This window comes from Cupriavidus lacunae, assembly GCF_003353055.1.
GTDB classification, from domain to species: Bacteria; Pseudomonadota; Gammaproteobacteria; order Burkholderiales; family Burkholderiaceae; genus Cupriavidus; species Cupriavidus lacunae.
Genome location: NZ_QKWJ01000011.1, coordinates 47,769 through 64,693, shown reverse-complemented (window position 1 = coordinate 64,693; position 16,925 = coordinate 47,769). Strand labels below are relative to the sequence as shown.

General features: G+C 61.6%; 16 protein-coding genes and 1 pseudogene. 12 read left to right on the top strand and 5 right to left on the bottom strand.

Translation table 11 applies throughout. The annotated features are described in order from the left end of the window. Positions 1-25: 25 nt before the first annotated feature. On the top strand, positions 26-1,012 hold the full coding sequence (locus DN412_RS11960) for a Bug family tripartite tricarboxylate transporter substrate binding protein (RefSeq protein ID WP_115015466.1): 987 nt from the start codon (positions 26-28) through the stop codon (positions 1,010-1,012). A 5-nt stretch (positions 1,013-1,017) separates the two neighbouring features. Next, entirely contained in the window at positions 1,018-2,073 is a 1,056-nt protein-coding gene (locus DN412_RS11955; protein ID WP_115015463.1) for an alcohol dehydrogenase, read from the top strand. Positions 2,074-2,541: 468 nt separating this feature from the next. On the opposite strand, the gene DN412_RS45660 is transcribed toward DN412_RS11955, so the two are convergent. Further along, a complete protein-coding gene (locus DN412_RS45660; RefSeq protein WP_341868065.1) occupies positions 2,542-3,015 on the bottom strand; it encodes a hypothetical protein in 474 nt (157 codons plus the stop codon). 117 nt (positions 3,016-3,132) lie between these two features. Continuing rightward, positions 3,133-3,473, bottom strand: a pseudogene (locus tag DN412_RS45655) (thiolase family protein); the annotation flags it as partial. Between DN412_RS45655 and DN412_RS45845 the strand changes: the two are divergent. Next, on the top strand, positions 3,372-3,683 hold the full coding sequence (locus tag DN412_RS45845) for a hypothetical protein (RefSeq protein WP_425267409.1): 312 nt from the start codon (positions 3,372-3,374) through the stop codon (positions 3,681-3,683). The pseudogene DN412_RS45655 and the gene DN412_RS45845 sit on opposite strands and share 102 nt — an antisense overlap. 151 nt (positions 3,684-3,834) lie before the next feature. Here the strand turns inward: DN412_RS45845 and DN412_RS11945 are convergent, their stop codons facing one another. Further along, entirely contained in the window at positions 3,835-4,395 is a 561-nt protein-coding gene (locus tag DN412_RS11945) for a PaaI family thioesterase (RefSeq protein WP_115015461.1), read from the bottom strand. A 132-nt stretch (positions 4,396-4,527) separates the two neighbouring features. Continuing rightward, positions 4,528-5,097 (bottom strand): TetR/AcrR family transcriptional regulator, encoded by a 570-nt coding sequence (locus tag DN412_RS11940; protein WP_115015458.1) that lies wholly within the window; start codon positions 5,095-5,097, stop codon positions 4,528-4,530. Positions 5,098-5,391: 294 nt separating this feature from the next. Between DN412_RS11940 and DN412_RS11930 the strand changes: the two genes are divergently transcribed. The 6 genes from DN412_RS11930 to DN412_RS11905 all read left to right on the top strand — a co-directional run bounded on the left by DN412_RS11930 (position 5,392) and on the right by DN412_RS11905 (position 10,346). Further along, positions 5,392-6,483, top strand: coding sequence for an alkene reductase (locus tag DN412_RS11930; RefSeq protein ID WP_115015681.1), 1,092 nt, complete (start codon positions 5,392-5,394; stop codon positions 6,481-6,483). A gap of 85 nt (positions 6,484-6,568) precedes the next feature. Then, positions 6,569-7,357 (top strand): SDR family NAD(P)-dependent oxidoreductase, encoded by a 789-nt coding sequence (locus DN412_RS11925; RefSeq protein ID WP_115015453.1) that lies wholly within the window; start codon positions 6,569-6,571, stop codon positions 7,355-7,357. Between the two features lie 57 nt (positions 7,358-7,414). Continuing rightward, positions 7,415-8,401 (top strand): acrylyl-CoA reductase (NADPH), encoded by a 987-nt coding sequence (gene acuI / locus DN412_RS11920; RefSeq protein WP_115015451.1) that lies wholly within the window; start codon positions 7,415-7,417, stop codon positions 8,399-8,401. Between the two features lie 63 nt (positions 8,402-8,464). Beyond that, on the top strand, positions 8,465-9,328 hold the full coding sequence (locus DN412_RS11915) for an alpha/beta fold hydrolase (protein WP_115015449.1): 864 nt from the start codon (positions 8,465-8,467) through the stop codon (positions 9,326-9,328). Positions 9,329-9,765: 437 nt separating this feature from the next. After that, positions 9,766-10,134, top strand: coding sequence for a TetR/AcrR family transcriptional regulator (locus DN412_RS11910; protein WP_161563995.1), 369 nt, complete (start codon positions 9,766-9,768; stop codon positions 10,132-10,134). After that, positions 10,131-10,346: a hypothetical protein gene (locus DN412_RS11905; RefSeq protein WP_115015444.1), complete on the top strand. Its 216-nt coding sequence runs from the start codon at positions 10,131-10,133 to the stop codon at positions 10,344-10,346. Before DN412_RS11910 ends, DN412_RS11905 begins: the two co-directional genes overlap by 4 nt. Positions 10,347-10,511: 165 nt before the next feature. Here the strand turns inward: DN412_RS11905 and DN412_RS11900 are convergent, their stop codons facing one another. Continuing rightward, on the bottom strand, positions 10,512-11,171 hold the full coding sequence (locus tag DN412_RS11900; protein ID WP_244222635.1) for a winged helix-turn-helix transcriptional regulator: 660 nt from the start codon (positions 11,169-11,171) through the stop codon (positions 10,512-10,514). Between the two features lie 571 nt (positions 11,172-11,742). On the opposite strand from DN412_RS11900, the gene DN412_RS11895 reads away from it, so the two are divergent. From DN412_RS11895 to DN412_RS11885, 3 genes are all read left to right on the top strand, one after another. Beyond that, positions 11,743-13,374 (top strand): AMP-binding protein, encoded by a 1,632-nt coding sequence (locus DN412_RS11895; protein ID WP_115015438.1) that lies wholly within the window; start codon positions 11,743-11,745, stop codon positions 13,372-13,374. 380 nt (positions 13,375-13,754) lie between these two features. Next, entirely contained in the window at positions 13,755-15,422 is a 1,668-nt protein-coding gene (locus DN412_RS11890) for a GMC family oxidoreductase (protein WP_115015435.1), read from the top strand. After that, positions 15,386-16,648, top strand: coding sequence for an NADH:flavin oxidoreductase/NADH oxidase family protein (locus DN412_RS11885; protein WP_115015431.1), 1,263 nt, complete (start codon positions 15,386-15,388; stop codon positions 16,646-16,648). The genes DN412_RS11890 and DN412_RS11885 overlap by 37 nt, the downstream gene beginning before the upstream one ends. The last annotated feature ends 277 nt before the right edge of the window (positions 16,649-16,925 follow it).

Below are 16,925 nucleotides of genomic sequence, written 5' to 3'. Positions count from 1 at the left end.
CAACAAAGATACGTTAGGAGACAAAATGATAAAGAAGCTGAATCTCATGAAGCACGTGGCCAATGCCGCCATGTTGGCTGTGGCCTATTCTGCCCCGACTGCAGCTTTTGCTGAGGTTTTTCCAAACAAGCCTATCCGAATGATCGTGCCGGCTTCTGCAGGCGGTGCAGCCGATACCCTCGCGCGCCTGCTCTCGAAGTACATGGCTGAGTCCTGGAAGCAGCCCATCGTAGTTGAGAACCGCGCTGGCGCGAGTGGGATCATCGGAATCGAGGCGGGATCAAAAGCCAGTCCTGACGGATACACGGCATTGATGGGCTATACGTTCATGGTTCAGGCGCCTGCACTCTATAGCAAACTGCCTTACGACGTGTACCGTGACCTTCAACCGGTAATGCAGGTCGCCAAGTCTCCGAATCTGTTTGCCATTCCCACTTCTCTAAAGGTGAAGACTTTTCAGGAGTTTGTCGCGAAAGCAAAGGAGGCACAGGGCAAGTACAGCTTTGGCAGCAATGGCAACGGGACGTCTGCCCACATGCAAGGGACGGTGATTAGCCGGCGCGCGGGGATGGAACTTGTACACGTTCCGTTCAAGGGCAGCGCACCGGAAATTCAGGCCCTACTTGGAGACCAGATCACTTCGGGTATCGTTGACATCGGATCGGCCCAGCCGTTTGTCAGCAGCGGGGCCCTGCGCGTCCTAGCGGTTACCGGCGATCGCCGGCTGAAGTCGCTTCCTGATGTTCCGACGTTTAAGGAACTCGGCTTCGAGGGATTCGAGTCTGTGGGCTGGTTCGGAGTGTTTCTGCCGGCAAACACCCCTCAAGACATCGTTCGAAAGTATGTTGCAGAACTCACGCGGATTATGCGCATCCCTGAGGTCGCGTCCCGCATCGAGTCGCTCGGCATGATTCCCACGAGCGTAGGTCCTGATGCGTTCGCAAAGTCCATGCGTGCCGACGGCGATCATTGGACTCGCATGGCGCGTGAGGGCAACATCCGTCTGGATTGATCGAGATGAATGCCCATCAGCTCGTCTCGTTTCGGAAGCCGCTCGCGCTTATCGCCAAGCAGTTGCCGAAGCCCGTTGGCTCCGAGGTATTGCTCCGCGTTGTCGCAGCAGGCGTGTGCCATACCGACCTCCACGTCCAGGATGGAGGTTTCGACCTTGGAGCTGGAAGGTTGTTGGACTTCAAAGATCGGGGCATGCAATTGCCCCTCACTCCCGGCCACGAGACTGTTGGCACGCCAGTAGCTGCTGGCCCAGATGCCAAGCTCCAATTGTCAGGAAACTACCTTGTGTACCCCTGGATCGGCTGTGGAGATTGCCCTGTCTGCCTCGAAGGCGACGAGAACCTTTGCGCTCAACCGCGATTCCTCGGAGTGCATCGTAATGGCGGATATGCAGATCACATTCTCGTTCCTCATCCTCGCTACCTCATCGACATTGGCAACCTGGATGCTCCATCGATTGCGCCGCTGGCCTGTTCTGGTCTGACGGCTTTCAGCGCGATCGCGAAGCTGGGCGACGCTATTAAGGACTCTCCCGTGCTCGTACTAGGAGCGGGGGGCTTGGGCCTGATGGCCATCGCCTTGCTGAAGAGCTTGGACGCGCGCGGCGCAGTTGTGGTGGACGTTGACGAAGGCAAGCTGCAGGCCGCGCGTGCCGCGGGAGCGATCGCCGCCGTCAACGGCCGTGCCGATTCCACTGTTCAGGACATCACACGGGCACTTGGCGGGCCGGCCCAGTTGGTCATTGACTGCGTCGGCAGTACGGAGAGCGCCCGCGTTTCACTCGATTGCTTGGGTAAGCGCGGACGAATCGTTATCGTCGGATTATTTGGGGGCAGCGCAGAATGGCCTTTGCCGCTCATTCCGATTAAGGCGGCGTGCATCCAAGGCAGCTATGTCGGAAATCTGAGGGAACTCCGCGCCCTGGTTCAACTTGCGCAGGACGGAATGATTGTGCTGCCGCAGGTATCTAAGTTTGACTGTTGTGCTGTGAACGACGTCCTTGGTCGTCTTCGTCGTGGGGGAATTACGGGCAGAGCTGTCTTGGTGTCCGAAACGTAGTCGGCCGGCATGACTGGGAACCGGTACGGCCGGATTCGGCACGAAGGTCTCTGAAACCGGCGTCCTCTTGGGCATTGGACACACGCTCTGAAGCTCAGGGAACAAGCAGCGATGGCGTCGGGACGGCGCCGCGTTTGAGAACGTTGGGCAGCGCTGATATCGAAGGTGTTTTGAACGAGGAGTGAAGAGCAATATGCCCGATACGATTCAACCCCGGGACTCTCTGCCGCGAGAGAAGAACGGCGCCGGCACCGACAGCGAGCGCGCAGCCCTGTTCAAAAATGGCTGCAGCACTTTGGCGTGGATTACGCCGATGAGTTGGACCTCGGGACGCTGGCCGCGATCAAGCAGTGCATTGACGACGGCCTTTCTCCACCCGCAAAGGCATCCTACCCCAGCAGGCCTCCTCGTTTGGAGAGCCCTCCATCGACTGGCTGAAGCTTGGCGTTCAATCGCACAAACCCATCGTCAAGGCCTAAGGCAATAGTGCATACCGTGCCGAAACCGGCTACCTCGTCGGTTCCGGCGCGTTCCAGCGCTATGCTCAGGGGCATCCGCAAATCGCGCCGTTCGCCACGCAGGAAGAATCTCTCTGACTGGCAGCGGGCGCAGCGACCTCTTGAGAGGCTGCGCCTGCATCGGAAGCAGGCGCGCGGCTTGCGAAGTCAGAGGACCAAGGAAATCGCGATGGCCCCATTTATCGTCTGGAGAATCCAGGTTCACTGTTCCCGATGGCATGGCCGTGAGCGATGGAGCGCCCTCGACGTTGACGATGTCTTCAGGCAGTTCGAGTCGGCGCAGGCAGGCCGGCGTGATCGCGTCGAACGCCTCGTTGATCTCGATGCGCTCGACGTCCGAGCGCATCCAGTTTGCGCGTTCCAGCGCTAGTTGGACGGCCAGCACCGGGCCGAGGCCGAAGAGGCCCGGCTCGACGGGCGCCACGCCATGGGAAATCAGTCGCGCCCATGGCTGCAGCCCGAGCTTTTCCGCGAAACCCCGTTCTGCTACGATCACCGCTGCCGCGTCGCTGTTGAGCCCGGGCGCGTTACCGGCCGTGATCGTGCCGCCCTTGCGAAACACTGGCTTGAGTTTGGCGAGCGCTTCGGCCTTCGTGTCGGGCCGATTGGCTTCGTCCTTGGCAAAGCTCACTGGCCTCTTGCGGCTGGCGAGTTCGATCGCGACGATTTTCTCGTCGAACTGCCCGCGGCCTGCGCGGCACTGAAGCGCTGGTGAGAGCGCGCGGCCCAGCGATCCTGGTCCTCCCGCGTAATGCCGTACTGGCGGACGAGATCCTCGGTATGCCAGCCCGAGTGCTGGCCGCTGAACGCATCAGGCTGTCCCGCAGCATGCTGTCGAGCATCGGCGCGGCGCCCATGCGGGTACCTAGCGCCCACCCGCACCAGATAGGGCGCCTGGTCCATGTTCTCCGTGCCGCCGGCGACCGCGACCGAGGCGTATCCGCCGCGATTTCGAGTGAGGCACTGGCAATTGCTTACGGGCCCGATCCGCACACCCGGTTCACGGTCAGCGCTGGCACCTGCACCGGCAGCCCGCTGCCGATGGCTGCCTGTCGCGCTGGGTTCATCCTGGCCCCTGCCTGGATCACCTAGCCCAGCGCGACGGTATCGATGATGTCGCCGGCCAGCGGAGCGTCGCAGAGTTTCGCGGATTGCCGCCGCGCCGAGGTCGGGCGCCGGAGGGTCCTTCACCGCGCTGCCATAGGAGCCGATCGGTGTCCGGACCGGGGTGCAGAGCACGATGTCAGGCTTGGCCTTGAGAATTTCCCAAAGTGGTTGCAGGCTGATCGAAGATCAGGCACGTCGTGGTCGCATGTGCATACAGCTTGCCGTCGGGGCCGACGAGCCGCCCCTCGGCCGTGGCGACTTGGCGACCCGCGTGAATCACTTTGCCCTCGGCGCGCACCAGCCGTACCCCGTCGGTCAAGGCGCGCACCATGTTGACTTTCAGCTCCAGCGTGGTGTAAGCCTTACCGGCGGGTAAGGTCGAATGCACTGCGCAACCCACAGCCGAGTCGAGCAACGTGGCGAACCAGCCGCCGTGGACGATGCCTAGAGGGTTGTAGTGCCTGCGCTGGGGTCGGCCTTGAAAGACGGCGACGCCGGGCTCCATGTGGATCGGCACAAAGTCGAGTGTGTCGCCAATAGGGGCGGGCGGCAGTTCTCCGGCAAAGATCGCTTCGAACACCTCCATGCCAGATCGGCCGGCGATCTGTTCCCGGGGCTCAGCATCGGGCGCCCTCAAACGAGCACGAATTGCTTCCTCTTCAGCTGCCCACCGGGCAACAACTTGATCGACCTCCATTGACGACTCCTTTTCCAGAACAATGATTGCAGAGCTTCGCTCCCATCACGGCTGTATCCAGGCTGTTCAGGGCGCGAGCTCGCGCTTGAGTTCGAGACTGACCGAAACGCAACATTAGTTGACCCGAGCCGCTTACGGAGCCAGTGATGCGAGGATTGCCCGGCGGGATACTTTCAGGATCTCGTCCGCCAGCGGGGAGTCGTCCGGACAGGCCCGCGACAACACGACCGCGCCAATCGCATGGGCAAGCATGTCGATCATCTTTGCGCGCACCTCGCGCTGGTTCAGACCGCCCAGCGTGGTGCCTTCGCGATCAAGGGCCGCCAGCAGGCTTTCGATCCCGGCCGCGAACGTGGCCTTGATCGCCTCTGGCTGACGCGCAGCATCCCCACACAAGGCGGCCATCGTGCAGCCGTCGCCGCGGGCGTCTCGGTGATCCCGGGAAACGTAGCGTTTGACGAACTCGGCAACGTCTACGCCAACTGTCTGCGCCGCTGAGTGTGAGAGCCCCTGTGCGGCCGCTTCAGCCATCAGGTCTGCCTTGGACCCGAAATGCTTGTAGAACCCGCCATGGGTGAAGCCGGCAGCTGCCATCAGCTCTGCCACGCCCACGCCGTCATAGCCACGCTCACGAAACAGAATGGAGGCGGTCTCGACGATGTGCGCCCGATTCGCCTGTACCTGCGCCTTGGTGACCCTCATATCCACATGCCTCTCTTGTTTAGCACCAACAAACCGTCAGGCCGCTAGCATACATTGATGTCAGTCATCATCAAAGAGCTTGACGTTATTGATTACGACCATCATCATAAGGATTCGCCAACTTTTTGTGAGGACTTGGGTCATGAGCGATACCGATGTGACAGCATCGACCCGTTGCATTGAAGTTGATGGCGACCGATTCGCCTATCGCCGCATACCATCCAGTCCCTGGAGGAGTAGTGCACTGCCGTGCACTGCAACAACGATCATCAAATAATGTGGAAGAAAGAAGACATGACCGACAAGACTCTGTTTGAGCCCTACACCCTCGGTTCCCTGACGCTCTCCAACCGGGTCGTCCTGGCCCCGCTGACGCGCAACCGCGCTGGCGTCGGCTTCGTGCCCAGCGAGCTCGCCGCCACCTACTACAGCCAGCGCGCGTCGGCCGGCCTGCTGATCTCCGAGGCCACGCAGATTTCGCGGCAGGGACAGGGATACCAGGATACGCCCGGCATCTACACGCAGGCGCAGATCGACGGCTGGCGCAAGGTCACCGAGTCCGTCCATGCCAAGGGCGGGCGTATCTTCCTGCAGCTATGGCACGTCGGGCGCATCTCGCACGTCGACCTGCAGGCCAACGGCGCCGCGCCTGTCGCGCCTTCGGCCATCCGCGCTGAAACCAAGACCTTCGTCAACAACAGCTTTGTGGATGTGTCCGAGCCGCGGGCGCTTGAACTCGACGAACTGCGGGGGATCGTCAACGATTTCCGCCAGGCCGCGGCCAACGCCATCGCCGCGGGATTCGATGGCGTCGAAATCCATGGTGCCAATGGCTACCTGCTGGACCAGTTCATCAAGGATGGTGCCAACGTTCGCACGGATGCCTATGGCGGTTCCATCGAGAATCGCGCGCGGCTGCTACTGGAGGTGACGCAGGCCGTGGTGGAGGAGATCGGCGCAGATCGCACCGGCATCCGCATCTCGCCGGTCTCGCCGGCCAACGGCATTTCGAGCAGCGATCCGCAGCCGCAGTTCGACTACCTCGTCGACCAGCTCGACGCTTTGGGCATCGTGTACATCCATGTCGTGGAAGGTGCGACCGGCGGCCCGCGCGACGTGGCTCCGTTCGACTACGCCTCCCTGCGCCGGCGCTTCAAGCGAACCTACATCGCCAACAACGGCTACGACCTGGAACTGGCCACCTCCCGGCTCGCCGAGGGCAAGGCCGATCTGTTTGCCTTCGGGCGTCAGTTCATCGGCAATCCCGACCTGGTAGAGCGGCTGAAGACTGGCGCGCCCCTGGCGGCGTTCAATCCGGCCACGCTCTACGGCGGCGGTGCCGCGGGATACATCGACTACTCGACCCTCGCCGAAGCCAGCGCCTGATCAGTCTGGCGGGGCCACGCACAGCCGCGGCCCCGCTGCGCATCGTGCTTTCCGACATGGCTTCAACGATTCAAGAGAACAACACATGACCACCCGTTCCACTGTCCTCATCACAGGCGCCTCCTCCGGCATCGGCGCCACCTACGCCGAGCGCTTCGCACAGCGCGGCCATGACCTCTTGCTGGTCGCCCGCGACCAGGCGCGACTGGAAACCCTGGCGGCTCGTCTGCGCCAAGCCCATGGCATCGCCATCGATATCCTCCAGGCCGACCTCACACAATCCAGCGAGCTGGCCGACGTCGAGACGCGTCTGCGCGATGACGCCCGCATCGGGATCCTCATCAACAACGCCGGAGCAAGCAAAGCCGGCAGCTTCATCGAGCAGACGACCGACGACGTCGCGCGGCTCGTCGCGCTCAACACCACCGCGCTGGTCCGGCTCGCCAGCGCGGTCGCTCCGCGGCTTGCAACGGCCGGTGAAGGCGCGATCGTCAATATCGGCTCCGTGGTGGGCCTGGCGCCGGAATACGGCATGTCGGTCTACGGCGCGACCAAGGCCTTCGTGCTGTTCCTCTCTCAGGGGTTGAGCCTGGAGCTTTCGCCCAAGGGCGTCTATGTCCAAGCTGTGCTTCCTGCGGCCACCCGCACGGAGATCTGGGAGCGTGCCGGCATAGACCTCAATACGCTACCCGAGGTGATGGAAGTGGGCGAGTTGGTCGATGCGGCGCTGGTCGGCTTCGATCGCCGCGAGCCCGTGACAATCCCGCCACTGCACGACGCTGCACGCTGGTACACCCTCGAAGCCTCGCGGCAAGACCTGCTTTCGGAGATCAGGCAGACGCATGCCGCAGAGCGCTATCGGACAGCGCCTTGACGGTAGCTGATCCTGCGGTATCGCTTGCCGCTCATTCTCGAAAACGAGGCTTAACCCATGACATTCAAAGCACTGCTAGCCACCAAGACAGGTGATTCGATCTCGACCAGCTTGGTCGACTTCAATGAAGAGGATTTGATGCCGGGCAACGTCACCGTCGCGGTCGAGTACTCGACGGTGAACTACAAGGACGCGATGGCGGTCACCGGCCGCGGACCGGTCATTCGCCAGTTTCCGCTGATCCCGGGGATCGATTTCGCCGGCATCGTGGAAGCCTCCACCTATCCCGGGATCGCCGTTGGTGACCGCGTGGTCGCCAACGGCTGGGGACTGAGCCAGACCCACCACGGCGGGTTTGCGCAAAAGGCGCGCGTGAGTGGCGAATGGCTGGTCAAGATCCCGGAGGCCTTCTCCACCAAGGACGCCATGGGCATCGGTACGGCCGGATACACCGCGATGTTGTCAGTGCTGGCGCTGGAACACGGCGGCCTGACACCCGAGCGCGGTGACATCCTCGTGACCGGCGCCAATGGCGGCGCCGGATCCGTCGCGATCGCGCTGCTGGCAGACTTGGGCTATCGCGTGATCGCCTCGACAGGGCGTCCGGAGGAGGCCGACTACCTGCGCAGCCTCGGCGCGGCGGAGATCATCGACCGCCGCACCCTGTCCGAAGCGGGCGCGCCAATCACTAAGGAGCGCTGGGCTGGCGCCATTGATTCCGTCGGTAGCCATACGCTGGCCAACGTGCTGGCGCAGACCCGGTATCGCGGCGTGGTCGCGGCTTTCGGGCTGGCACAGGGCGCGGACCTGCCCGCATCGGTCCTTCCCTTCATCCTGCGCAACGTCATCCTCGCCGGCATCGATTCGGTCAACGCACCGCAGGATATCCGGCTGCAGGCGTGGGCGCGGCTGGCGCGCGACCTGGGCCTGGACAAGCTCGCCCGCACCACGCAGGTAGTTGGCCTGGCCGAGGTGCCCGGAATCTCGGCGCGGATACTGGAAGGGAAAGTCCGGGGGCGCACCGTCGTCGATGTGAACGCATGACCGTCGGTTCGCCCTGGCGGCAGGCCTTTGTCCCTCTTATCCAAGAAATCCCGCCCCACAGCAATGACCAATTCCAACAAACACCTTGGATCGGATACGACCTACGCAAATACCGCGAATAGGTCGATCAATGTCGGAGGGACTCCTTTTGCCTACCGTGATCTGGGGCCCCGCGGTGGAGTGCCTTTGATCCTTCTCAACCATTGGGGCGCGGTCCTCGACAACTTTGACCCTCGGATCGTCGATGGCCTTGCCGGCAGGCATCGTGTCATCGCCACCGACTACCGGGGAATCGGCGCCTCGGGCGGAACAGCCCCCGTGACGGTCGATGAAATGGCGCGAGATGCAATTGCCCTGATCGGTGCACTGGGCTTCGAGAAGGTCGATCTGCTCGGCTTTTCCCTTGGTGGTTTCGTGGCGCAGGACATCGCTCTCAAAGCCCCCGGGCTGGTGCGCAGGCTCATTCTTACCGGTACAGGTCCGGCAGGTGGCAAAGGCATCGACAAGGTGGGTCCTGTTTCGTGGCCCTTGATAATCAAGGGCCTGCTGACGCTGCGGGATCCCAAGTACTACCTGTTCTTCACCTCCACGGCCAATGGCCGCCAAGCCGCGAAGGCCTTCCTGAAAAGGCTGAAGGAGCGTAAGGCCGATCGGGACAAGGGCCCCACGCCCAGCGCCTTCCTGCGGCAGTTGAAGGCGATCAATGCGTGGGCCCGGCAGGCACCCCAGGACCTCGGCAGCATCCGGATCCCGGTACTCATCGCAAATGGCGATAACGACATCATGGTACCCACCGTGAACAGTACCGATATGGCGCGCCGCATTCTGAACTCGCAACTGGTCATCTACGAAGACGCCGGGCATGGCGGGATTTTCCAGCATCACGCCAATTTTGTGCCCAAGGCACTGACCTTTCTCAGTGCTTGACACCATGACGGGCCTCGCCTAACCAGCACGAAGCCTATCGGCTGCCCGTTGACGCCCCTGATTCGCTGTCGCAGCTCCCACGGCTTCGGAGACCGTTCGCGCCAATCCAATTTCGCCGCTCTCGTTGACGGTGGGATATCACGTCCACGCAGCGTAACTGCGTTGGCCTCTTCCTTCCAGCCTGGATATCCGGTCCCATCGTCGAGTACGGCATCAGATTACTTGTCGCAGAGCGGACGATCGCCTATGCGACGAACGTGTACTTCACGGAATCTCGATGCGCCGAGGCAGATGATGCAGGCAACTAAGACCAGTCTCGCGATGCCGCTGGCTCGCCAGCGAGCAACGCCAGATGAACGCAGAGGACAATGTTGGCTTTCAGTCTGAGTGGTCTGAGAGGCAGGGCCGCGGCGCCGGCTCGGTCCGCGCGAGAGAATGTGTTGCGTGTCGCAACACGTCTGGCGCGAGCTCGTGGACTTGAGAACTTTTCCGTCACTGATGTCACCAGACAACTCGGCTTGTCAAAGAGTATGTTTTATGAGCGCTTTGAGTCGCGAACCGAGCTGATTGCCGAGATGTTGGTCGAGTACTCTTCCACCTTACTGCGCGACGCAGAGGCGGCCGGACGCGCCGCGCCAAAGGGGATCCGGCGGCTGGTTTGCATTCTCGAAATGTGGCTACGCAACTACGTGCTGCGGGAGGGCGGCTGTCTGATCCTGAGTGGCGCCATTGAGTGTGCCAGTCGGCCGAATGACGTGATCCGAAATGCGATGAAGTCTGCGGTGAAGCCTGGCGAGCTTGCTTGAACGAGCAATTGCGCGATGCTGCGGCCTTGGGAGAAGTCGCTGGAACCGTGGATAGAGTCCAGCTCGAATTTGAGATCTTCGGCTTTGTGCTTGGCATACAACACGATTGCATGTTTCTTGGTGAACCCGTCTCGTTCCGGTCGCCGGCCTTCGCCGCAATTCTGAACCGGCATGGCGTCAGCCTGCCGCCTGGCGTCTCCCTGGGCATTTGAGGCAGCGCATCCGGCGACGGTGGGCGGCCTACACGAAACTGGAACCAATGGTGAACCGAGGTGTCACCGAAATGAACAATATCGGCGCGGTAGAACAACTCACAAGCTTGTCACGCGCGGCCGGCGCGATTCGCCTAGTGAAGGCCGGTGGGGCGGCCGAAGGCCTCAGGGCCTGTATTCGAGAACCTTGAATACCTGCGTGAATGCTTGCCGGCTTCCTTGTAGCAGGGTTGCCCGCCCCTCGCGGAGCGCACGTGCTGGTGTGATCTGGCGCAGAGCCAGCGCCATGAACGTTTCCATGTCGCACTGTATCTTGACGTCGGCGGACTCTGCGCTGGGACCGGAGCGCACCAGCACCTTCCCGTCTCTCACCGGGACATGGAAGACTTCTGCCCCCACGTGGAACTCGTACAACGCTTGGAAACCGGCGCTTGACGCCGGATCGCTCGAACCCGCCAGGCACAGTGCGATGAGCTCCGCACGGGCACTCGACGGATCGATGCGCTCGTCGACCGGCAGGCGCAGGCCCCAGAGACCAAGCGCGATCACCGGTTTGCGCAGTTGCTCGCCCAATTCCGTCAGTTCGTAAGCTGGCGCCGCGGCGGGCGCTGGCAGCGTGGTCGGTTGGACGACATTGCTCTCCACCAACATGGCCAGACGCTCGGACAGCCGGTTTGTGCCCATGGCAGGCAGGATCGCCAGCAGATCCTTGAACCGCTTCGGACCCAGCAGGAGTTCGCGGATCACGAGCAGCGTCCACCGATCCCCCAGGACATCCAGCGCCCGGGCCATTGGGCAAATTTGACCGTAGGTTTTGTTTGGCATGCCATATTGTACAAGGCCCCGCTCAAGCGAAGCGGGGCAAAACGCGACAGTCACCGACCAGGCGGGAAAACCGCCACGCAAACGCGATGGTGGTCAGGTCGTCGGGGCTAGATCCCATGACCTGCACGCCAGGGGGTAAGTCAGTGCGGGTGGCCACTACTGGAATGACGATGGTGGGGCCCCTGCGATGTTGGCCATGACGCTCCACCTGATCTGGTCTCAAGACGGGTGCAGGTGTCCATCCACATCGATAGTACGGCCGTACCGGTCGTTTTCCTTGCGGTGATGTAGCGGCGCAGGCATGGGGGGGCAGCCGGGGCCATGCTTTTTCTCCCGATTTGAGTCCCACGATGCCCGTCACGTTTTAACTATATCATTTGTGTAGCAATGTAGCTATACAAAGAGTATAGTGCAGGCGTAACCGCAGCGCGAGGTCCACGCATCGTGCGCCTTCGCATCGTGCGCCTTCGCCTCGGGCGACTCTCGCCCGACGTTTCCCACCAAGCGGGCACGACACAATTAGCGTGCCCGAGTGCGGGAGGCCCTGCAGCAGCGGACTATGGAGACCCAAATGAGCAAAAGACACTGGATCCAGTCGTACGGTTCGCTCCCCCCCGAGATCGACGCTGATCGCTATCCTTCCGTGAATGCGCTGGTGCAGGGTGCAATGTGCCAGTTCTCCGACAAGCCAGCCTTCCGTGCCGCCGGTCGGACACTCACCTATGCGGACGTCGACCGCCTCTCGTCCGCGTTCGCCGCTTACCTGCAGAAAGTGGTCGGCGTGAACAAAGGTGATCGTGTGGCCGTGATGCTGCCGAACGTGTTGTCGTTTCCGATAGCCTTCATTGCCATCGCAAAAATCGGTGGCATCCAGGTTAACGTCAATCCGCTATGCACGGCGCGAGAACTCGAGCATCAGCTTAACGACGCGGGCGCCGAAGTGATTGTCGTCCACAGCAGTTCAACGTCCACCTTTGCGCAAGTGGTTGGCAAGACGCGCGTCAGGAACGTGATCACGGCCGGTCCCGGCGACGACGGCGCCGCGATTCCAGGGCCTGCGATCGAAGAGTCGCTGTGCGAAGGAATCACTCTACAAGCAGCGATCGACCTGGGCGAGAAGCTCGAATTCGATCCGGTGACGGTGAGCGGCACCGATTTGCTCTTCCTGCAATACACCGGGGGTACGACCGGGCTTTCGAAGGGCGCCGCGTTATCGCACCGTAATCTCATTGCCAACATCGAGCAGTTCAAGGCCTTCATGCCCGATGCGCAGCGGCCCGGCGAGGAGGTTGTCGTGACCGCGATCCCGCTGTACCACATCTTCGCGCTCATGGTGAACTTCCTGACCTACTTCTCGGTCGGCGCCGAAAACTGGCTCGTGGTCAACCCGCGAGACATCGGTGTGTGCATCGATGTGCTGAAGGCCGCTCGGCCGACAGTGTTTGCGGGTGTCAATACGCTGTACGCCGGGCTGGCCGCCCATCCACGCCTGACGGAGGTGGACTGGTCGAGACTGAAGTTTTCCGCCGGCGGCGGGGCGGCGGTGATTGACGTTATCTCTGAGCGGTGGAAGTCGGTGACGGGCAACTTCATCCGCGAGGGCTACGGGTTGTCGGAGACTTCACCTATCGTTTCTTTTAACCCGCAGTTCATTAGCGACTTCACCGGTAACACTGGCTTGCCGGTGCCCTCCACCGATGTCTGTCTGCTGGACGACAAAGATAGGGAGGTCGGCATCGGCGAGTCCGGAGAGATCTGTGTCAAGGGACCGCAGGTGATGTCCGGATATTGGGAAAAGCCCGAGGCAAACGCAAAAGCGTTTACCGCTGACGGTTATTTCCGAACTGGTGATGTCGGCATCTTCGACGACGAGGGATTCCTGAAGATCGTTGACCGCAAGAAGGATATGGTTCTCGTCTCGGGCTTTAATGTTTACCCAAACGAAGTGGAAGCGGTCGCGACCACATTTCCCGGGGTCGCCGAGTGCGCCTGCATCGGCGTGCCGGACGAAAGGACAGGAGAGGCGGTCAAGCTGTTCGTCATCAAGGCGGACGGGGCCGACGTGACTGGGGAAGCTCTGGTCGCGCACTGTCGTGCCGGCATGGCGGCCTACAAGGTGCCCAAGATTATCCATTTCGTCGACGCACTTCCGAAATCAACCGTGGGAAAGATCCTTCGACGAGAGCTTCGCAACATTGACTGACCGCCCGGGTGGCGCGACAGCCGGACCCTGAATGGTGCATGTCGGCGAATCCGCCCAAGACCGAGCGTCGAAGATGATTGCGTTTGTGCTCGCGGATAAGGAGCGAGTTCTCGTTGGCGATGCGACATCGATAGTCGCGCTCACTGGGCAGATAAGTAGTTGTCCTGTGAGTGTCAATTGGATACCAGCAAGGACTGCGGTTCCCCCCAGAGTCGGACCATGGAGGAGCCGGTCCATCACGGTGCAAGCTGTCCTCAGGGCGGACATTCGGTTCCCTATGTTCGAACCACCAAACCAGGAAAACGGAGACAAACGATGAACATCTTGCACGCTGATGCCCACATTGATGGCACCACCGGTGCGGGCTCAAGGTGCCCGCAATGAATGCTTCCTACGATTTCGACTACATCGTCATCGGCTCGGGCTTCGGTGGTAGCGTGTCCGCCTGCCGGCTGACCGAAAAGGGATATTCCGTCGGTGTGATGGAGATGGGCCGGCGTTGGACGGCTGAGGATTTTCCCAAGACCAACTGGAACGCGCGGCGCTGGATGTGGCGACCTGGCCTGAAAATGTTCGGCTTCTACAACATGCGCATCTTCCGTCACGTGATGGTCTTGAGTGGCAACGCGGTCGGCGGCGGCTCCATCACCTACGCCAACGCCTTGCTGGTTCCACCCGAGAAAGTGTGGGACGAGGGTTCCTGGGCTGGCCTGAAGGACTGGAAGCGCATCATGCCGCAGTACTACGCCATGGCGGAAAGAATGCTGGGCGTGACTGAGAACAAGATTCTGGGCGAGGCTGATCTGCGGCTCAAGAAGATGGCGGACTTGCAAGGCGCGGGCAACACGTTCCACAGCGGCCGTGTAGCGACCTTCTTTGCGCCAAAGGGCGAGGCCGGCGGCAAGACCTATCCTGATCCCTACTTCGGCGGCGAAGGTCCGGAGCGCGGGACTTGCGTCGGTTGCGGCGGCTGCATGGTGGGTTGCAAGCACAACGCCAAGAACACGCTTGACAAGAATTATCTCTACTTGGCGGAAAAACGTGGTGCTCAGGTCTTTGCCGAAACCAAGGTGGTCGACGTGCGGCCGCTCAACGGCAAGGAAGACGGCAGCGACGGCTACGAGGTCTTCACCGAGCGTTCGACCGCCTGGTTCGACAAGCAGCGGCGCAGTTTCCGCTGCCGCGGTGTGGTATTTGCCGCTTCTTCGTTGGGCACGATGGAGTTGTTGTTCCGGCTCAAGCAGAGCGGCTCCCTGCCGCGCATTAGCGGTGACCTCGGCAAGCGCGTGCGCACCAACGCCGAGTCCCTCGTCGGCGTGCGCTTTCCAGCCAACGACAAGAGCATGTCGCCAGGCGTGGCAGGCGGCGCCGGCGTTTATATTGACGAGCGTACGCACATCGGTGCAGTGCGTTACCCGGAAGGCTCGGACGCGACAGGCCTGATGATGACCTTGCTGTCCGGCGGGCGTGCCGGATGGACGCGGATTTTTACCTGGCTATGGACGCTGCTGATCCATCCGCTGAAAGCGATGCGTGTGCACAATCCTTTCGGGTTTGCGCGCCAGACCGTCTTGTTCGTGGTGATGCAGACGGTGGACGCTTTTATCAACATGCAGTTCAAGCGCCGCTGGTATTGGCCGTTTGGAAAGCAGCTATGCACCGATGGCGGCCCGATTCCCACCTTCATCCCCGAGGCAAATACCTTTGTAGAAAAGGGGGCAAAGGCGCTGGGCGGCATCCCTACGACCTTGCTGACAGAGATCCTGTTCAACATCCCCACGACGGCGCACTGCATGGGCGGGTGCGCGATGGCGGACTCTCCCGAGCGCGGTGTGATGGACGTTCAGAACCGCGTCTTCGGTTATCAGAACCTGCTGGTCTGCGACGGCTCGATGCTCAGCTCCAACCTTGGTGTGAACCCCAGCCTGACCATCACCGCGCTGACCGAGCACGCGATGTCGCAAATTCCTGCGAAATCGCCCCTTGCAACCATCTTTCCGAGTACTTCCCCATGGCCAATCCGTCTGCATCTAACTCCAGCCTGCTGAACCAGCCCTTGCGCCTGCCAAATGGCAGCATCCTCCGCAATCGTCTCGCGAAGTCGTCCATGAGCGAGACGCTGGGCACTTACGACAACCATGCGACACCCAAGCTCGTAGAGTTGTACCGCCGCTGGGCCGCTTCAGGCATCGGCCTGCTCCTGACCGGCAACGTGATGATCGACCGCCGCGCGCTAGGCGAACCCGGCAACGTCGTGATCGAGGACGAATCCGATCTGCTCATCCTGCAACAATGGGCCCGCGCGGCCACCGACCAGGGCGCAGCCCTGTGGGTGCAGCTCAATCATCCCGGCAAGCAGTCGCCCAAGGGCCTGAACGTCAGCAATCTCTCGCCGTCAGCTATCCCGTTTCGTGAAGACATGGCGGCGTTTTTTGAGACCCCGCGCGAAGCCACTACCGCCGAGATCCACGACATAATCCGGCGCTTTGGGCGCAGCGCTGGCATCTGCAAGAAGGCCGGCTTCAGCGGCGTTCAGATCCACGGCGCCCACGGATATCTGATCAGCCAGTTCCTGTCCCCTCACCACAACCATCGCACCGACGAATGGGGCGGAAACCCGGAAAACCGGCGCCGCTTCGTGATGGCCGTCTACGCCGAGATCCGTCGCCAGGTCGGCGTCAATTTCCCGGTGGGCATCAAACTCAACTCAGCCGACTTCCAGCGCGGCGGCTTCACCGAAGAAGAGTCGATGGCCACCATCCACGCGCTCGTCGAGGCCGGCATCGACCTGATCGAGGTTTCTGGCGGCACGTACGAGGCGCCGGCCATGAGCGGTGGCTTCCAACAGCCGCAAAAGGCTTCCACGGCAGCGCGCGAAGCGTACTTCCTAGAGTTCGCGGAGAAAGTGCGTACAGAGATCCAAGTGCCGCTGATGGTCACCGGCGGCTTCCGCACTGCCGATGGCATGAACGCTGCGCTGCGTTCCGGTGCCCTCGACATTGTCGGCCTGGCGCGGCTGTTGGCCATCGACCCCGACGCGCCCGCCGCCTTGCTGCAAGGGAGCGACAGTTCGCAGCGCGTGCGGCCGATCACCACAGGCATCAAACCGGTGGACCGCATGGGCATCATGGAGGTCCTGTGGTACACGCGGCAGCTCAGGCGCATTGCCGAGGGTGGCAACCCCCGCCCCAACGAAAGCGGCCTGATGGCCTTTCTCAAGAGCCTGGTGAATAGCAGTTGGGGCAACTATCGCACCAAGCGGATGCGGGCGTGATCGTTGGCCCCCTCTCTACACTTGGTTGTCGCTATACCGACTTCGCAGCGTACGTCGTGGACATTATTTCGCGTTCTCACACAAAGCGCTGACTTCATGCCTAAGTTGCAAGCGGCTGCGGCCGCAAATCACCGCATCGAGCAAAACGGCGCTCGAGTTCCCTGCTCGATAGGCTTTGAGGAAAGCTCTGGCCCGGGCGCGCAATCGCCGCAGGTGGCCGGAAGGGCGAGGAGAACGTTTTAGGCAAAGACCTCATGTTCGGTATGTCGCACCGAAC